The organism is Pseudomonas vlassakiae, assembly GCF_014269035.2.
GTDB lineage: Bacteria > Pseudomonadota > Gammaproteobacteria > Pseudomonadales > Pseudomonadaceae > Aquipseudomonas > Aquipseudomonas vlassakiae.
Genome location: NZ_JABWRP020000029.1, coordinates 20,060 through 34,688, shown reverse-complemented (window position 1 = coordinate 34,688; position 14,629 = coordinate 20,060). Strand labels below are relative to the sequence as shown.

Sequence of the window (14,629 nt, the reverse complement as noted above, 5' to 3'; positions counted from 1 at the left end):
GTCAGGCGTCCTTCTGCTTGGTGCCGAAGATCTTGTCACCGGCATCGCCCAGGCCTGGGACGATGTAACCATGCTCGTTCAGGCGCTGGTCGATCGAAGCGGTGTAGATCTGCACGTCCGGGTGGGCTTTCTCCACCACTTCGATACCTTCCGGCGCGGCGACCAGCACCATGGCGCGGATCTCCTTGCAGCCGGCCTTTTTCAGCAGGTCGATGGTGGCCACCATCGAACCGCCGGTCGCCAGCATCGGGTCGATGATCAGGGCCAGGCGCTGGTTGATGTCTGGCGCGAGCTTTTCCAGGTAGGTGTGTGCTTCGAGGGTTTCTTCGTTGCGGGCAACACCCACGGCGCTGACCTTGGCGCCCGGGATCAGGCTGAGTACGCCGTCGAGCATGCCGATGCCGGCGCGCAGGATCGGTACCACGGTGATCTTCTTGCCGGCAATTTTTTCAACTTGTACCTTGCCGCACCAGCCGTCGATCTCGTAGCTTTCGAGGGGCAGGTCCTGGGTGGCTTCGTAGGTCAGGAGGGCGCCGACTTCCTGGGCGAGTTCGCGAAAATTCTTGGTGCTGATGTCGGCACGGCGCATCAGGCCGAGCTTGTGGCGGATCAGCGGATGGCGGATCTCACGAGTAGGCATAGGGGGCTCCGAAAGGCGGGCAAAAAAACCGCGCTAGATTAATCTATTCAGCCTTTGCTGTCGTGTAGTCCTTTTGCACGTTAGTCCATAAATGCTTGATCTGTGACGAGCGGATGCGTACCTTTGCCCGCTTTTCCAAAATGCACCCCTGGAGCGCGCCATGTCCGCCGATCTCGAGCACATCCGTCAAGTCATGCGCGAGGCAGACTGCCTTTACCACGAAGCTGAAGTCGAAGCGGCTATCGCCAAAGTCGGCGAGCAGATCTGCAAGGACCTGCACGACACCAACCCAGTGGTGTTCTGCGTGATGAACGGCGGCCTGATCTTTGCTGGCAAACTGCTGACCCACCTGCAGTTCCCGCTGGAGGTCTCGTACATCCATGCCACCCGTTACCGTAACCAGACCAGTGGTGGCGAGTTGTTCTGGAAGGCCAAGCCGGAAGTGTCGTTCATCGACCGTGACGTGCTGATCGTCGACGATATCCTCGATGAAGGCCACACCCTCAGCGCCATCATTGAATTCTGCAAGCATGCCGGCGCGCGCGCGGTGCACACTGCGGTGCTGATCGACAAGGACCACGACCGCAAGGCCAGCCCAGGCCTGAAAGCCAGTTATGCCGGCCTGCCGTGCATTGATCGCTATATCTTTGGTTACGGAATGGACTATAAAGGCTACTGGCGTAACGCTAACGGCATTTTCGCGGTCAAGGGACTGTAACCATGAGCCAGCCTGCATTCATCGACCAAACGTTGCTTACCGGGCTGGCGCAAAAAGCCGCCGATGCGCCGCGCCTGCGGCACCATCACAACTTCCATGAGATGGCAGACCCTTGCCACCGCCTGGCGATCGGCTTGCAACCCTCCACCTACATCGCGCCGCACCGGCACCTGAGCGACGACAAGGCTGAAACCATGCTGGTGCTCAAGGGCCGGCTCGGTCTGTTGCTGTTCGATGAACAGGGCGCGCTGACCGGCACCCGCATCCTCGAAGCGGGTGGCGAGTGCATGGGGGTAGACCTGCCGCCGGGCGTCTACCATGGTCTGGTGGCGCTCGACCCCAACACCATCATGTTCGAATGCAAGGCCGGCCCTTACCGCCAGTTGGTCGAGGGTGAGCATGCCGCCTGGGCGCCACGTGAAGGTGAACCCGGCGCGGCTGAATACCAAGCCTGGATGCTCGCGCAGTTCGATTGAGTTCTGCTGTTGCCCGCGTGCTAGAGTGCGCCTTCATGCCAAGGAGCCTCACATGCGTGCGATTCTTCCCCTGCTGCTGGCGGTGAGCCTGCCTCTCGCCGCCGCGCCGCTGCACAGCCAGTTCCTCCCGCCCGATGACCAGTCCCTGCGCCAGGAAGCGCCGACCGGCCAGCAGTTGCTGCAAGTAACCGACTACTCGGTGGTGGTGGGAGCACAGCGCCAGTCCGACCAACAGCCGATCCCGATCACGGCTTCGCTGCAGATGCGCCTGAAGGGCAAACCGCTGAGCAAGGGCGCGACCATCAGCCAGGTGCTGCTCAACTTCGATGGCGAGGCGGGCAAAAGCCTGAAGAAGCCAGTGTTCGACGAAAAGTCGCGAACCTTGAGCCTGAATTACCCGGTTAGCGATTACCGGGTGATCATGGACCTGCTGCGTAACGAGACCGTCTATGTGCAGTTCCTGACCTACGCCAACGGCCACATCTGGGCCGACCTGCACACCGGTACCGTACGTTCGCGTTGAGGCGTGCTGGCTGTGGGGGGTAAACTGCCGGCCTTCGAAATTCCTTGATGGTCAGTTGGAGCCGGCAATGCGCAAAGACAAGAAGCAGGTGATTGGTGACGAAATCAGCGACGACTACATCAAGTCGTTCCTACAGTTTGAGCCGGCCGATGGCGTAACCTCGCCTTCGCACCACAAGCTGATCAAAGGCTACCGCGGCCTGCGTGTCGATGACTTCGAGCGCTTCGTGGGCTTCTTCGTCGAGGCGGGCCTGGACCTGGATGGCAAGGACGAGCACGGCAAGACCTTCGTCGAGGTGATCGCCGACCAGCGCAATGCGCCGGAGTACATCGAGATCATCGCCAAGGCCCGCGGCTGATAACGCCCAGGCACAAAAAAACGCCCCGAGGGGCGTTTTTTCGTTTCAGGCCGGCTCAGGCATAGTGCTTGGCCGGGCTGTCTTCCACCAGCTCCAGCGCCACGTCGTTGTCGGCACTGATCTTGCGGTACAGTGCGGCATCGGTGGCCAGGGCCTTCTCGCGAGCCGGGAAGATTTCCTTGAGCTTGGCAGCCCAGGCACCTTTGGCCTGCTCGGGGAAGCAGCGCTCGATCAGCTCGAGCATGATCGACACGGTTACCGAAGCACCTGGCGAGGCGCCGAGCAGGGCAGCCAGGCTGCCGTCCTGTGCCGAGACCAGCTCGGTACCGAACTGCAGGATGCCGCCTTTCTTTGGGTCCTTCTTGATGATCTGCACGCGCTGGCCGGCCACTTCCAGGCGCCAGTCTTCGGCTTTGGCCTCCGGGTAGAAGCGGCGCAGGGATTCCAGGCGCTGTTCCATCGACTGCATCACTTCGCTGACCAGGTACTTGGTCAGGTCCATGTTGTCACGAGCTACGGCCAGCATCGGGCCGATGTTGCCCATGCGCACCGACAGTGGCAGGTCCATGAGCGAGCCGTGCTTGAGGAACTTGGTGGTGAAGCCGGCGTAAGGGCCGAACAGCAGCGAAGTCTTGCCGTCCACCACGCGGGTGTCCAGGTGTGGCACCGACATTGGCGGTGCGCCGACCGCAGCCTGGCTGTACACCTTGGCCTGGTGCTGCTTGACGATTTCCGGGTTGTCGCAACGCAGCCACTGGCCGCTGACCGGGAAGCCGCCGAAGCCTTTGCTTTCCGGGATGCCGGACATTTGCAGCAGCGGCAGTGCCGCGCCGCCAGCGCCGAGGAACACGAAGCGGGCGTCGACTTCGCGGGCGCCGCCGCTGTTGACGTCCTTGATGCTGACGGTCCAGCCGCTGCCGTTACGGCGCAGGCCGACGACTTTCTTGCTGTACTTGACCTGCGCATCGGCGCTGTCGCCCAGAATCTTCAGCAGCTTGTTGGTCAGTGCCCCGAAGTTGACGTCGGTGCCCTTGGCGACGCGGGTTGCGGCGATGTGCTGGTCGGCTGGGCGGCCTGGCATCATCAGCGGCATCCACTCCTTCATCACACCCTTGTCTTCGGTGTATTGCATCTCGGCGAAGGCGTGGTGCTGCTTGAGCAGCTCGAAGCGCTTCTTCAGGAAGGACACACCCTTGTCACCTTCGACGTAGCTCAGGTGCGGGACCGGGTTGATGAATGCACGTGCCGAGCCGAAGGTGCTCTTCTTGCTCAGGTAGGCCCAGAACTGGCGCGAGACCTCGAACTGGGCGTTGATGTGCACGGCCTTCTTGATGTCGATGCTGCCGTCTGCAGCCTGAGGCGTGTAGTTCAGCTCGCACAGGCCGGCGTGGCCGGTGCCTGCGTTGTTCCAGGGGTTGGAGCTTTCCGCGGCTCCGGAGTCCATTGCCTCGACGACCTCAAGCTTCAGGGTCGGGTCAAGCTCCTTGAGCAGTACGGCCAGGGTGGCACTCATGATGCCCGCGCCTACCAATACCACATCAACCGATTCGTTCTGCGCCATTTAACGCGTCTCCACAATCTACAGCTACCTAATTGACAGCATAGGACCACTGGGGTTGCCAGGATCGCCATGTCCGACTCTTCGCAGTTCTTGCAACTTCCGCGGACACCGCCAACCAGTCTTCGGGTTCAGTTATTGAACGCTGCCTGCCACGGGTGCGGCAATTCGACTTATGGTCAAGGTGTCGTGCGTGCGCTATGGAACGACCTCAGACACTCATCCGCAATGAGCGCTTCTGTCGCCTGTTCAGGGCTGTTCGGGACTCATCTGCCGCTTTTGCACATGCCAGACTGTTCATTTGCTCGCCACACTCTCGTGAAGTTGTGAAAAACCGTTTTTTCACGCTCTTTTGGAGACGTGAACCTCAAAAGGGGACTGCGCGATGGCAACCCACAGGTTCATGCAGTGCGAAGGGCCGGAAAAGCAGGCACGACAGCCGATGCAAGACCTGAGTGGAAGGCTCTCTGTGGGCGAAGCGGGTGTAGGTGCCGAGGTCAATCGACAGATGCGGGGCCCGATCAGGAGACGTCCTTATAATCGGGGGGAGATTATAACGATGTCGCGGGCAGAAAGGTCGTAATTCGTGGTTTTTATTGCAGCGTTTGTCAGGCTGCGAGGATGCGCTGGTGCCAACGGCGGCTTGCGCGGGCGCAAGCCCGGGCTTCGGCGGGCAATTCGCGGCCCAGCCAGGCGAGCTGGATTTCGCTGATCTGTACCCATCCGCTACCGCTCGGTGCCTGGCTGCACTGCTTGAAGGCCAGGCATCTGCCTTCGCCGTCCAGGCGAGCATAGGCGTTGTGACGCGGGCGTTGGCAGAGCAGTGTCCAGAGCGAGGCCATGGCGGTACGTCCTGTTCGTTTGGGCTTGGCGCAAGGATAAGGGCGCGGCCATGAAACGATTGTGACAAGCGGGTCGGACCGATGACTGGTCTGCGCCTGGCTGGGTATACTGTGGGCCTTCGCCGTATTTTCTGGAGAAACGCGCATGTTGCAACGTCTGTTGTTCGGTTTGATTGCCGTAGCCAGCCTCAGCCTGGTCGGTTGTGCCCACAGCCCGCAACAACTCAGCCCGCAACCCACGCTCAAGGCTCAGCTCGCACCGGTCGGCCACGGCCAGCCGGTGGTGGTCAAGGTGGTCGATGGGCGTGCTTCGCAGTCCCTGGGCACCCGGGGCGGCATGTACCCCGAAACCAGCACCATCAGCGTCAGTGGCAATGATGTCGTGCCCAAGCTGCAGGCCCAGGCCGAAGCCGCCGTGCGCCTGCTCGGCTTCACCCCGACGCCGAATGCCTATAACGCACCACAGCTGACCGTGACCCTGGCCGAACTGAAGTATCAGTCCCCTAAAGACAACCTGTACGTGACCGAAGCCACCATTGGTGCCACCTTCCGTGCCGATGTGCAGAATGCCAGCCGCCGCTACAGCGGCCGTTACGGTGCTTCGCTGGACCAGCGCTTCGGCATGGCGCCGAACCAGGACACCAACACCCAGCTGGTGGGCGATGTGCTGAGCGATGCGCTGACCCGCCTGTTCAAGGACCCGACCATCGGTCAGGTGCTGGGCGAATAAGCCTCAGGCTGCAAACGAAAAACCCGCTACCTGCGTGCCAGGTAGCGGGTTTTTTATTGCCTGGACAGACCTAGGCGGCTGCGATGTGGAAATCCAGCAAGCTGACGCCGGTACTTGCATCCACCTCGGGCAGGTTTTCGTGCATGTGCCCACCGAGCGCGCAGTAGACCAGCCACTGGCGGTCCTGGACATTGATGGCAAAACCATCGATCAACGCCTGCTGCTCATCGCTCTGGGCCACGAGATAGAGACGATCCTGGTTTTCGGCGTGCAGCATCAACAAGCTCCGGTACGGGAAAAGGCCAATAGCGTGGCCTGTCCTGATGACGAGCATGTGACAGGATGAAATCAAGTGACACTTTGTCGCCAAGCACGGGCGGCCGGGGCGGACTTCGGTAGAATGCCGGGCTTCGCTGTGGCTATGACCGAGGTTGCGTGATGTCGTTGCAAGTGCTCTGGGGCTTTCTTTCCGCCCACCCTACCAAGCTGATCAATCTGCTGGCGCTTTTGCTGACCTGCCCAGGCGGGTTGCTGCTGCAGAGTGCACGGCGGCGTGAGGCGATCACCCGCGAGCGTCTGGCGGTGGAGGAGGGGCCGGCGGATGTGTTCGCCCAGCGCGTGCCACGCTACTACTACATCCTGGGTTTTTCCTGCCTGGCCATGGCGCTGCTGCTGTCCTGGTTCAGCACCTGGATCTGAACGTACCGGGGCCGCCAGGCGGCCCCGCTCAGGTCAGGCCACAGGCGCCTGCTGCTTGACCTGATACTGGTTGCGCACTGGCGTCGCATATTGCAACACCAGGTAAGGCCGCTGCTCCTCGGGGCAGGCGTCCAGCCGCCGTTGCCATTCTTCCCTGGCCTTGGCCAGCTCTTCTGCCGGGAACACCTTCTCGGCGCTCGGCACCTGCAGTGCCTCGTCCTTCTCGCTCCACATCGCATAGGCCAGGTAGTGCACCGGGAACAGGCGGTAGCCGCCAAGGATCTGCCGGTCGGTTTCCTGTGCCAGCTGCTTGGTGTCCTCGTAGTACTCGGTCACTGGCGGGGCAAAGTTGATGTGCACCCGGCCTTTGTAGCCGGTGATGCCCTTGGCGATGCTGTTGTCGTCTTCGCCGGGGGCCTTCTTGTACGTGCCAGTGGTTGCGCGGATGTACAGCTCGCGGGCCTTGGCCTGGTCGCAGGGGTCGTATTCGTAGCTGATCGACACCGGGATCAGGTTCAGGCTCTGGATCACCGCACCGAACGGCTCGTCCTTGCGACTCATGTGGAACATCTTGAGGATTGCCGAATCGGTCCGGTCGTCACCGTCCTTGGCGCGGCCTTCGGCCTGGGCGATCCAGATCGACGTGCCGTCATTGCGAATCGAATGGTTGATATAGGCCGAGAGCAACTGGTAGGCCGCAAGCTTTTCCCGGCGGCCACTGATCGAGCGGTGCACGATGAAGCTCTTGTTCAGGCGCATCATGTCGCTGACGAACGGCTTTTGCAGCAGGTTGTCGCCGATGGCGATGCGCGGCGTCGGCAGGCCGGCATGGTAGACCGCGTAGTTGACGAAGGCCGGGTCCATGACGATGTCGCGGTGGTTGGCCAGGAACAGATAGGCCGTGCCCGACTTGAGCTGTTCGACGCCGGAGTAGGTGACGCCGTCGGTGGCGCGTTCGATGGTCTGGTCGACGTAGTACTCGACTTTGTCCTGCAGGGTCGACACGCAGGTGACGCCGGCGAACTCCTTGCGCAGGCGGCGGGCGATCAGCGGCTTGAGCAGCCAGCCGAGGGCGCCGGCTGCGCGCGGGAATTTGAAGTGGGTGAGGATATCGAGGAATGCCGGGTCGCTGAGCAGGCGTGCCAGAACGGCAGGGACCTCAGCATCGTCGTACGGTCGGATGGCATCGAATTCGCCCATCATGCTCTCTTGTTGGAAACGGCTAGGGTAATAAGGTAAGGGGTGGGGCCCGAAAAAACGGCTCGGGCACACTCAAGCCCTGTAAACAGACCGACAATTATACGCACAAGTCACCCCGGAGGCCGCGATGCTCGAACAAGCGTTCTACGATTGTCCTTATTGTGGTGAAGAAGTCGAAACGACAGTGGACCTGTCCGGGGGCGACCAGGAGTACATCGAGGACTGTCAGGTGTGCTGCAAGCCTATCCGCTTCGTGCTGCAGGTTCATGGCGAGGAATGGATGCTGGACGTCTACGGTGAGAACGACTGATGCGGCGGATCTACGAACCGGAAAACCTGATGGAAGCTGAAATGCTGGTGTGCATGCTGGCCAGCGAAGGCATCGAAGCGCACCTCGCCGGTCGCGACCTGATGGGCGGCGCGGGTGAGTTGCCATTGCAGGGGCTGCTCGGGCTTGCGGTGCCCGACGAACAGGCTGAATACGCACGGCAACTGATCGATGCGTACAATGGTGCCGAGCCGGTTGCCGGCGACGAGCCGGAGAGTCATCCCGGTACCTTGATCTGCTAGGTTCTGAAATCGCCCATGTGTGGACGTTACGCCCTGTTTCGCTGGCCCCAGGCGCTGGCCAGCCTGCCGGGTTTCCCCGCCGGCCAGCCGGCCCAATGGAATATCGCGCCTGGCGCTTCGGTGCTGATCCAGCGCCTGCTCGACGGCCAGCAGCAGTTGGCAAAGGCCCGCTGGGGGCTGACCCCTGCGTGGCTCACCGACCTCTCGCGCACCCCCGCTCACGCCCGGGCCGAGACCTTGGCCGAGCAGCCGATGTTCCGCGAAGCATTTCGCCAGCGCCGTTGCCTGATGCCCGCCAACGGTTTTTATGAGTGGCGCGGTACGGTGCGCAAACGGCCTTACTGGCTGACGCCGGGGGAGGGCGCTTCGCTGTATTTTGCTGCCGTCTGGGAGGCCTACCCGGTACAGGACCAGGTGTGGTTGAGTTGCGCGGTAGTGACCCAGGCCGCAATGAACCAGCGCCGGCCGCTGATTCTCGACCAGGCCGGCCAGGCTGCCTGGCTGGACCCGGACACCCCGTTGCCACGCTTGCACGAGCTGCTCGCCAGCCCACCGGCAATGCTGCGCGAGCGGGCCCTGGCGAACTTCGTCAACGACCCGAAACTGGACGCGCCTGAGTGCCTGACACCCGCTTAGGTAAAATCTTCCCTGCGGCTATGGCGGGTACAAGCGACTCAGCCTAGGATACGGCGCATGTAAAAAGGGAGTGTTTTCATGCGTAAGTCTTTTGTCGTCAGCCTATTGAGTGCTGGCATCCTGCTGGCCGGCTGCCAGGCGGTGAATACCACCAGTGGCGGTGCTGTCGGCGTCGACCGCCAGCAGTACATGTTCAGCATGCTTTCGACCGATGAGGTCAACCAGATGTACGCGCAGTCGTACCAGCAGACCCTCGGCGAGGCGTCGAGCAAGGGCGTGCTGGACAAGTCCAGCAACGATGCCAAGCGTGTGCAGGCCATCGCCAGCCGACTGATTGCCCAGGCGCCCAAGTTCCGCCCGGATGCGGCGCAGTGGAACTGGGAAGTCAACGTGATCAAGAGTGACGAGCTCAATGCCAACTGCGGGCCGGGCGGCAAGATCATCGTCTACACCGGGCTGATCGATCAGCTCAAGCTCACCGATGCGGAAATCGCCGCAGTGGTCGGCCACGAAATCGCCCATGCCTTGCGCGAGCACAGCCGCGAAGCGATGTCCAAGGCCTACGGCGTGCAGATGGCGCGCCAGGGTGCGGGTGCCTTGCTTGGCCTTGGCCAGGACAGCATGGCGTTGGCCGACGCCGTGGTGAACTATTCCATGACCCTGCCGAACAGCCGCGCCAACGAGAACGAGGCCGACCTGATCGGCCTGGAGTTGTCGGCGCGTGCCGGTTACGACCCGAATGCCGCGATCACCTTGTGGAACAAGATGAGCAAGGCCTCGGAAGGGGCGCCGCCTGAGTTCATGAGTACTCACCCGGCTTCGAGCAGCCGAATCGCCTCGTTGCAGGCGGCGATTCCAAAAGTGATGCCGTTGTACGAGGCCGCGAAGAAGTAAAACCACCAGGGGCCGCACAGCGGCCCCTGTTTTTCAGCTCAGCCCACCCAGCCACTGGTCTTCATCGCCGAGTACACGGCAACGATGGCCAGCACGAAGAACGCGGTAGCCGCCAGGCGACGAATCAGCGTCAGCGGCAGTTTCTCCGCAGCGAAATTACCCGCCAGCACCACCGGCACGTTGGCGATCAGCATGCCCAAGGTCGTCCCGACGATGACCAGGATCAAGTGCGGATACTGCGCAGCCAGCATCACCGTGGCCACTTGGGTCTTGTCACCGATTTCGGCCAGGAAGAACGCGATCAGTGTGGTCAGGAACGGGCCGAAGCGGCGGGCCGGATTCTCGTCATCGTCCATCTTGTCCGGCACCAGGGTCCACAGCGCCGTGGCAGTGAAGCTCGCGGCAAGCACCCAGTGCAGTACCGACTCGCTGAAGAAGCTACCGACCCAGGCGCCCACGGCGCCGGCCGCGGCATGGTTGGCCAAGGTAGCCGCGATGATGCCGGCGATGATCGGCCAAGGCTTGCGGAAGCGGGCGGCGAGGATGAGCGCGAGCAGTTGCGTCTTGTCGCCAATTTCGGCCAAGGCAACGATTGCGGTGGGGACCAGCAGAGATTCCAGCATCAGGTTTCCTACGGGGGCGGGTCGACACGGCTATGACACGTACAGCCTCCCCGCCCCGGGTAAGGTGTGCGTGTCATAGGTCTTGTCAAACCGAGGACCTGTCTGTGCAGGCCGCTGGGTCGCACGCGCCATGGCCTGTGGGCCAAGTATGTTGACGCGTACCGGGCGAGCAGGGCGCTCGCGGGAGACTACTCCCCTAGGACGGTGCGGATTCTGCCTAGCCGAAACCGTTTCGGCAAGCCCTGTTTTTAACCGCGTGTTGCCCGATAGATGCGGAAGCCATCGGCTTCGGCGCAGGTCTGGCAATTGCCCAAGGCACCTTCGATGAGCGGCTGATAGCGCAGGAAGCTGTTTGCCACGAGGCGCATTTCGCCACCTTTTCTCAGATGTTCGCCGGATTTTTTCAGCAAGTTTTCCGATGCCTGGTAGTTCGTGTGCACCCCGGTATGGAACGGTGGGTTGCTCAGGATCAGGCTCAGGTCGGCAGGTGCGGCATCGATGCCATCGCCGCTGATGACTTCGCCCTCAAGGCCGTTGGCCGCGAGGGTCAGGCGGCTGGCTGCCACGGCGAAGGCATCCACATCCAGCAGTGTGACCCGGCTTTGTGGATAACGCCGTTTGACCGTGGCACCCAGCACGCCAGCGCCGCAGCCAAAATCGAGCACGTGGCCGACAGGAAGATTGTCCAGATATTTGAGTAGCAGGGCAGTGCCGCGGTCCAGGCGGCCGTGGCTGAATACCCCCGGCAGGCTCACCACCTGCAGTGGGCCGTCTTCGAGATCGAGGGTGAAGCGCTCGGCCAGGCTCTCCAGCGGTTTGGCTTGCGGCGCGTGTTCCACGGTCACCTGCCACAGTTGGCAATGCCGCGCGCTGTCCAGCTTGCGCGGCTTGCCGAACGCCTGCAGTTGTTTGGCCGCGCCTTCGATGCCACCGCGTTTTTCACCCACCAGGTACAGCTCACCGCCTGCCAGGCGCGCAGCCAGGGCATTGAGCAGGTAGGCCGCCAGTTCGCGGGACTTGGGCAGGAACAGCACCGCCGTCTCGAAGGCTGCCGACGGCACATCGACGCCGTAGTGGCTGCGCCCCGCGAAGCGGCTGTCGAGCATGGCCTGGTCGCCGGCATGCCAGGTCCAGCCAAGGGCTTGGGGCAGCTGCCCGAGCAGGCCGTCGGCGGGGGCGCCGGCGAGCAGCAGCGGGCCCTGGAACAGCTCTGCCTGGCGGAGCAATACTTCACTGCGCGGGTCCATGGACGACGCCTCCTGAAAAAGTGGCGCAGTGTAACAGAGCCGGGCGCGGGACTGAGCTGGAGCTCAGCTGACCACGCGGCGTGGCTGGCCTTCGAAATAGGCCCTGGCGTTTTCGCTGAGCTGGCCGACGATGCGCTGGCGCGACTCCACCGCGCCCCAGGCGCTGTGCGGAGTGATCAGCAAGCGTGGGATGCCCTTCTCCAGCAGCGGGTTGCCATTGACCGGCGGCTCGACGCTCAGCACATCGGTGGCCGCGCCGCCGAGGTGGCCGCTGCGCAATGCGTCGGCCAAGGCCTGCTCGTCGATCAGGCCACCGCGGGCGGTGTTGACCACCAGAGCGCCCTTTTTCAGCAGCGCCAGTTCGTGGGCACCGATCATGTGCCGGGTGTGCTCGTTCAGCGGGCAGTGCAGGGTCAGCGCGTCGACCTGTGGCAGCAGTTCATCCAGCGCCAGGCGATCGTCACGGGCCGGGCGGCCAGGGATGTGCCCGCTCAGCACGCGCATGCCGAAGGCTTCGGCGAGTCGTGCCACCGCGCCGCCCAGTTCGCCATGGCCTAGCAGGCCGAGGGTCTTGCCTTCCAGCTCGATGATCGGGAAATCCAGCAGGCAGAACTGGCTGGCCTTGGCCCACTCGCCGTCGGCCACCGCCTGGTTGTAGTCGCACAGGCGTGTGGCCAGGGCCAGCAGCAGGGCGATGGTGTGCTGGGCCACCGAGGGGGTGCCATAGCCCTGGCAGTTGCAGACGGTGATGCCCTGTGCGCGGGCAGCTGCGAGGTCGACATTGTTGGTGCCGGTCGCGGCTACCAGGATCAGCTTCAGCTGCGGGTTGGCGGCCAGCGTGGCGGCATCGAGCATGACCTTGTTGCTGACCACCGCGACAGCGCCCTGCAGGCGTTCGGCGACCTGCTCCGGGCGGGTGGCGGCGAACAGTTCGAATTCGTCGAACTGTTGCTGCAACGGCGACAGGTCGAGGTCGCCAAGGTCCAGGGATTGGTGATCGAGAAACACGGCGCGGCGCAAGCTGGGCATCACAGGAGCTCCGGTGGCAGGGCAGGGGTTGGTCCGTCACTGCGCACAATGCCACTCATACCTGGCGACGCCAAATCATTCCTTCGGCTGATTTGACCGTCACATTGAGCAACTACAGTAGATCCAGACTTGTTCGGCATGCTTTTCAGAAAAGGGATCACCATGTTGCAGACCCGCATCATCAAGCCCGCCGAGGGCGCCTATAGCTTCCCTCTGTTGATCAAGCGCCTGCTGATGTCCGGCAGCCGCTACGAGAAGACCCGCGAGATCGTCTATCGCGACCAGCTGCGCCTGACTTATCCGCAGCTCAACGAACGCATTGCCCGCCTCGCCAATGTGCTGACCGACGCCGGGGTCAAGGCCGGTGACACCGTGGCGGTGATGGACTGGGACAGCCACCGTTACCTGGAATGCATGTTCGCCATCCCGATGATCGGGGCAGTGGTGCACACCATCAACGTGCGCCTGTCGCCCGAGCAGATCCTCTACACCATGAACCACGCTGAAGACCGTTTCGTACTGGTCAACAGCGACTTCGTCGGCCTTTATCAGGCCATCGCCGGGCAACTGACCACGGTCGACAAGACCGTGCTGATCACCGATGGCCCGGACAAGACCGCCGATTTGCCGAACCTCGTCGGTGAATACGAGCAACTGCTCGCGGCCGCCAGCCCGCGTTACGACTTCCCGGATTTCGACGAGAACTCGGTGGCCACCACCTTCTACACCACCGGCACCACGGGCAACCCCAAGGGTGTCTACTTCACGCATCGCCAGCTGGTGCTGCATACCCTGGCCGAAGCGGCGGTGACCGGCAGTATCGACAGCGTGCGCCTGCTCGGCAGCAATGACGTGTACATGCCCATCACGCCGATGTTCCACGTGCATGCCTGGGGCATCCCCTACGCGGCCACCATGCTCGGCATGAAGCAGGTCTACCCGGGCCGTTATGAGCCGGACATGCTGGTCAAGCTGTGGCGCGAAGAAAAGGTCACCTTCTCGCACTGTGTGCCGACCATCCTGCAGATGCTGCTCAACTGCCCGAACGCTCAGGACCAGGATTTCGGCGGCTGGAAGATCATCATCGGCGGCAGCGCCCTGAACAGTTCGCTGTACAAGGCCGCGCTGGCCCGTGGCATCCAGCTGACTGCCGCCTACGGCATGTCCGAAACCTGCCCGCTGATTTCTGCCGCGCACCTGAATGACGAGTTGCAGGCCGGCAGCGAGGATGAACGCGTTACCTACCGCATCAAGGCCGGTGTACCGGTGCCGTTGGTGGAAGCGGCGATTGTCGATGGCGAAGGCAATTTCCTGCCGGCCGATGGTGAGACCCAGGGCGAACTGGTGCTGCGTGCGCCGTGGCTGACCATGGGCTATTTCAAGGAACCGGAAAAGAGCGAGGAGCTGTGGCAGGGCGGCTGGCTGCACACCGGTGACGTCGCCACCCTCGACGGCATGGGCTACATCGACATCCGCGACCGCATCAAGGATGTGATCAAGACCGGCGGCGAATGGATCTCTTCGCTCGACCTGGAGGACTTGATCAGCCGTCATCCGGCCGTGCGTGAAGTGGCGGTGGTAGGGGTAGCCGACCCGCAATGGGGCGAACGCCCGTTTGCCCTGCTGGTGGTGCGTGAGGACAAGGCGATCGACGCCAAAACCCTGAAGGAACATCTGAAGCCTTTCGTCGAGGAAGGCCACATCAACAAGTGGGCGATTCCCAGCCAGATCGCTGTTGTTACTGAAATTCCCAAGACCAGTGTCGGCAAGCTCGACAAGAAGCGTATCCGCCAGGACATCGTCCAGTGGCAGGCCAGTAACAGCGCGTTCCTGTCTACCTTGTAAGCCCGCTCCGGGTCGCGTATCACGGTGCGCGACCCGCATGC

19 protein-coding genes and 1 riboswitch are annotated in these 14,629 nt (G+C 62.6%); of the genes, 11 read left to right on the top strand and 8 right to left on the bottom strand.

The features are described from left to right. Nucleotide 1 precedes the first annotated feature (1 nt). Nucleotides 2–640 carry a uracil phosphoribosyltransferase gene (gene upp, locus HU738_RS24580; RefSeq protein ID WP_054887475.1) on the bottom strand — a complete coding sequence of 213 codons (639 nt, stop codon included), beginning with the start codon at nt 638–640 and terminating at the stop codon, nt 2–4. 160 nt (nt 641–800) lie between these two features. Between upp and HU738_RS24575 the strand changes: the two genes are divergently transcribed. From HU738_RS24575 to HU738_RS24560, 4 genes are all read left to right on the top strand, one after another. Further along, the gene (locus tag HU738_RS24575) at nt 801–1,358 is read left to right on the top strand and encodes a hypoxanthine-guanine phosphoribosyltransferase (RefSeq protein ID WP_176506861.1); all 558 of its coding nucleotides are present in this window, start codon (nt 801–803) and stop codon (nt 1,356–1,358) included. A 2-nt stretch (nt 1,359–1,360) separates the two neighbouring features. Further along, nucleotides 1,361–1,834 carry a WbuC family cupin fold metalloprotein gene (locus HU738_RS24570; protein WP_054887477.1) on the top strand — a complete coding sequence of 158 codons (474 nt, stop codon included), beginning with the start codon at nt 1,361–1,363 and terminating at the stop codon, nt 1,832–1,834. 52 nt (nt 1,835–1,886) lie between these two features. Further along, nucleotides 1,887–2,357 carry a hypothetical protein gene (locus HU738_RS24565; RefSeq protein WP_176506860.1) on the top strand — a complete coding sequence of 157 codons (471 nt, stop codon included), beginning with the start codon at nt 1,887–1,889 and terminating at the stop codon, nt 2,355–2,357. 67 nt (nt 2,358–2,424) lie between these two features. Next, nucleotides 2,425–2,715 (top strand): PA4642 family protein, encoded by a 291-nt coding sequence (locus HU738_RS24560; protein WP_176506859.1) that lies wholly within the window; start codon nt 2,425–2,427, stop codon nt 2,713–2,715. Nucleotides 2,716–2,770: 55 nt separating this feature from the next. Here HU738_RS24560 and mqo read toward each other — a convergent pair whose 3' ends face one another. Continuing rightward, nucleotides 2,771–4,276: a malate dehydrogenase (quinone) gene (mqo, locus tag HU738_RS24555; protein WP_176506858.1), complete on the bottom strand. Its 1,506-nt coding sequence runs from the start codon at nt 4,274–4,276 to the stop codon at nt 2,771–2,773. Nucleotides 4,277–4,881: 605 nt separating this feature from the next. Next, a complete protein-coding gene (locus tag HU738_RS24550; protein WP_176506857.1) occupies nt 4,882–5,115 on the bottom strand; it encodes a hypothetical protein in 234 nt (77 codons plus the stop codon). 145 nt (nt 5,116–5,260) lie between these two features. Here HU738_RS24550 and HU738_RS24545 point away from each other — a divergent pair, with 145 nt between their 5' ends. After that, a complete protein-coding gene (locus HU738_RS24545; protein ID WP_054887481.1) occupies nt 5,261–5,845 on the top strand; it encodes a YajG family lipoprotein in 585 nt (194 codons plus the stop codon). Nucleotides 5,846–5,915: 70 nt separating this feature from the next. Here HU738_RS24545 and HU738_RS24540 read toward each other — a convergent pair whose 3' ends face one another. Beyond that, nucleotides 5,916–6,122, bottom strand: a complete 207-nt coding sequence (locus HU738_RS24540; protein ID WP_176506855.1) for a hypothetical protein — start codon at nt 6,120–6,122, stop codon at nt 5,916–5,918. Between the two features lie 161 nt (nt 6,123–6,283). Between HU738_RS24540 and HU738_RS24535 the strand changes: the two genes are divergently transcribed. Next, nucleotides 6,284–6,544, top strand: a complete 261-nt coding sequence (locus HU738_RS24535; protein ID WP_099814241.1) for a hypothetical protein — start codon at nt 6,284–6,286, stop codon at nt 6,542–6,544. A gap of 33 nt (nt 6,545–6,577) precedes the next feature. Here the strand turns inward: HU738_RS24535 and HU738_RS24530 are convergent, their stop codons facing one another. Continuing rightward, entirely contained in the window at nt 6,578–7,747 is a 1,170-nt protein-coding gene (locus HU738_RS24530; RefSeq protein ID WP_082433693.1) for a 1-acyl-sn-glycerol-3-phosphate acyltransferase, read from the bottom strand. 124 nt (nt 7,748–7,871) lie between these two features. On the opposite strand from HU738_RS24530, the gene HU738_RS24525 reads away from it, so the two are divergent. From HU738_RS24525 to HU738_RS24510, 4 genes are all read left to right on the top strand, one after another. Next, complete coding sequence (locus HU738_RS24525) at nt 7,872–8,054, top strand: CPXCG motif-containing cysteine-rich protein (RefSeq protein ID WP_008096588.1); 183 nt, start codon at nt 7,872–7,874, stop codon at nt 8,052–8,054. Continuing rightward, nucleotides 8,054–8,314, top strand: coding sequence for a putative signal transducing protein (locus HU738_RS24520; protein ID WP_186604663.1), 261 nt, complete (start codon nt 8,054–8,056; stop codon nt 8,312–8,314). Before HU738_RS24525 ends, HU738_RS24520 begins: the two co-directional genes overlap by 1 nt. Before the next feature lie 15 nt (nt 8,315–8,329). After that, the gene (locus HU738_RS24515) at nt 8,330–8,950 is read left to right on the top strand and encodes an SOS response-associated peptidase (protein WP_176506854.1); all 621 of its coding nucleotides are present in this window, start codon (nt 8,330–8,332) and stop codon (nt 8,948–8,950) included. Nucleotides 8,951–9,028: 78 nt separating this feature from the next. Continuing rightward, entirely contained in the window at nt 9,029–9,844 is an 816-nt protein-coding gene (locus tag HU738_RS24510) for a M48 family metallopeptidase (protein ID WP_054887487.1), read from the top strand. 38 nt (nt 9,845–9,882) lie between these two features. Here HU738_RS24510 and HU738_RS24505 read toward each other — a convergent pair whose 3' ends face one another. From HU738_RS24505 to HU738_RS24495, 3 genes are all read right to left on the bottom strand, one after another. Continuing rightward, on the bottom strand, nt 9,883–10,464 hold the full coding sequence (locus HU738_RS24505; RefSeq protein WP_176506946.1) for a TMEM165/GDT1 family protein: 582 nt from the start codon (nt 10,462–10,464) through the stop codon (nt 9,883–9,885). A 22-nt stretch (nt 10,465–10,486) separates the two neighbouring features. Further along, nucleotides 10,487–10,676: riboswitch (yybP-ykoY riboswitch) on the bottom strand. Between the two features lie 39 nt (nt 10,677–10,715). Beyond that, a complete protein-coding gene (locus HU738_RS24500; protein ID WP_186604661.1) occupies nt 10,716–11,714 on the bottom strand; it encodes a methyltransferase in 999 nt (332 codons plus the stop codon). A 63-nt stretch (nt 11,715–11,777) separates the two neighbouring features. Then, nucleotides 11,778–12,743: a 2-hydroxyacid dehydrogenase gene (locus HU738_RS24495; RefSeq protein WP_186604659.1), complete on the bottom strand. Its 966-nt coding sequence runs from the start codon at nt 12,741–12,743 to the stop codon at nt 11,778–11,780. A 162-nt stretch (nt 12,744–12,905) separates the two neighbouring features. Between HU738_RS24495 and HU738_RS24490 the strand changes: the two genes are divergently transcribed. Then, nucleotides 12,906–14,588: a fatty acid--CoA ligase gene (locus tag HU738_RS24490; RefSeq protein WP_186604657.1), complete on the top strand. Its 1,683-nt coding sequence runs from the start codon at nt 12,906–12,908 to the stop codon at nt 14,586–14,588. Nucleotides 14,589–14,629 lie beyond the last annotated feature (41 nt).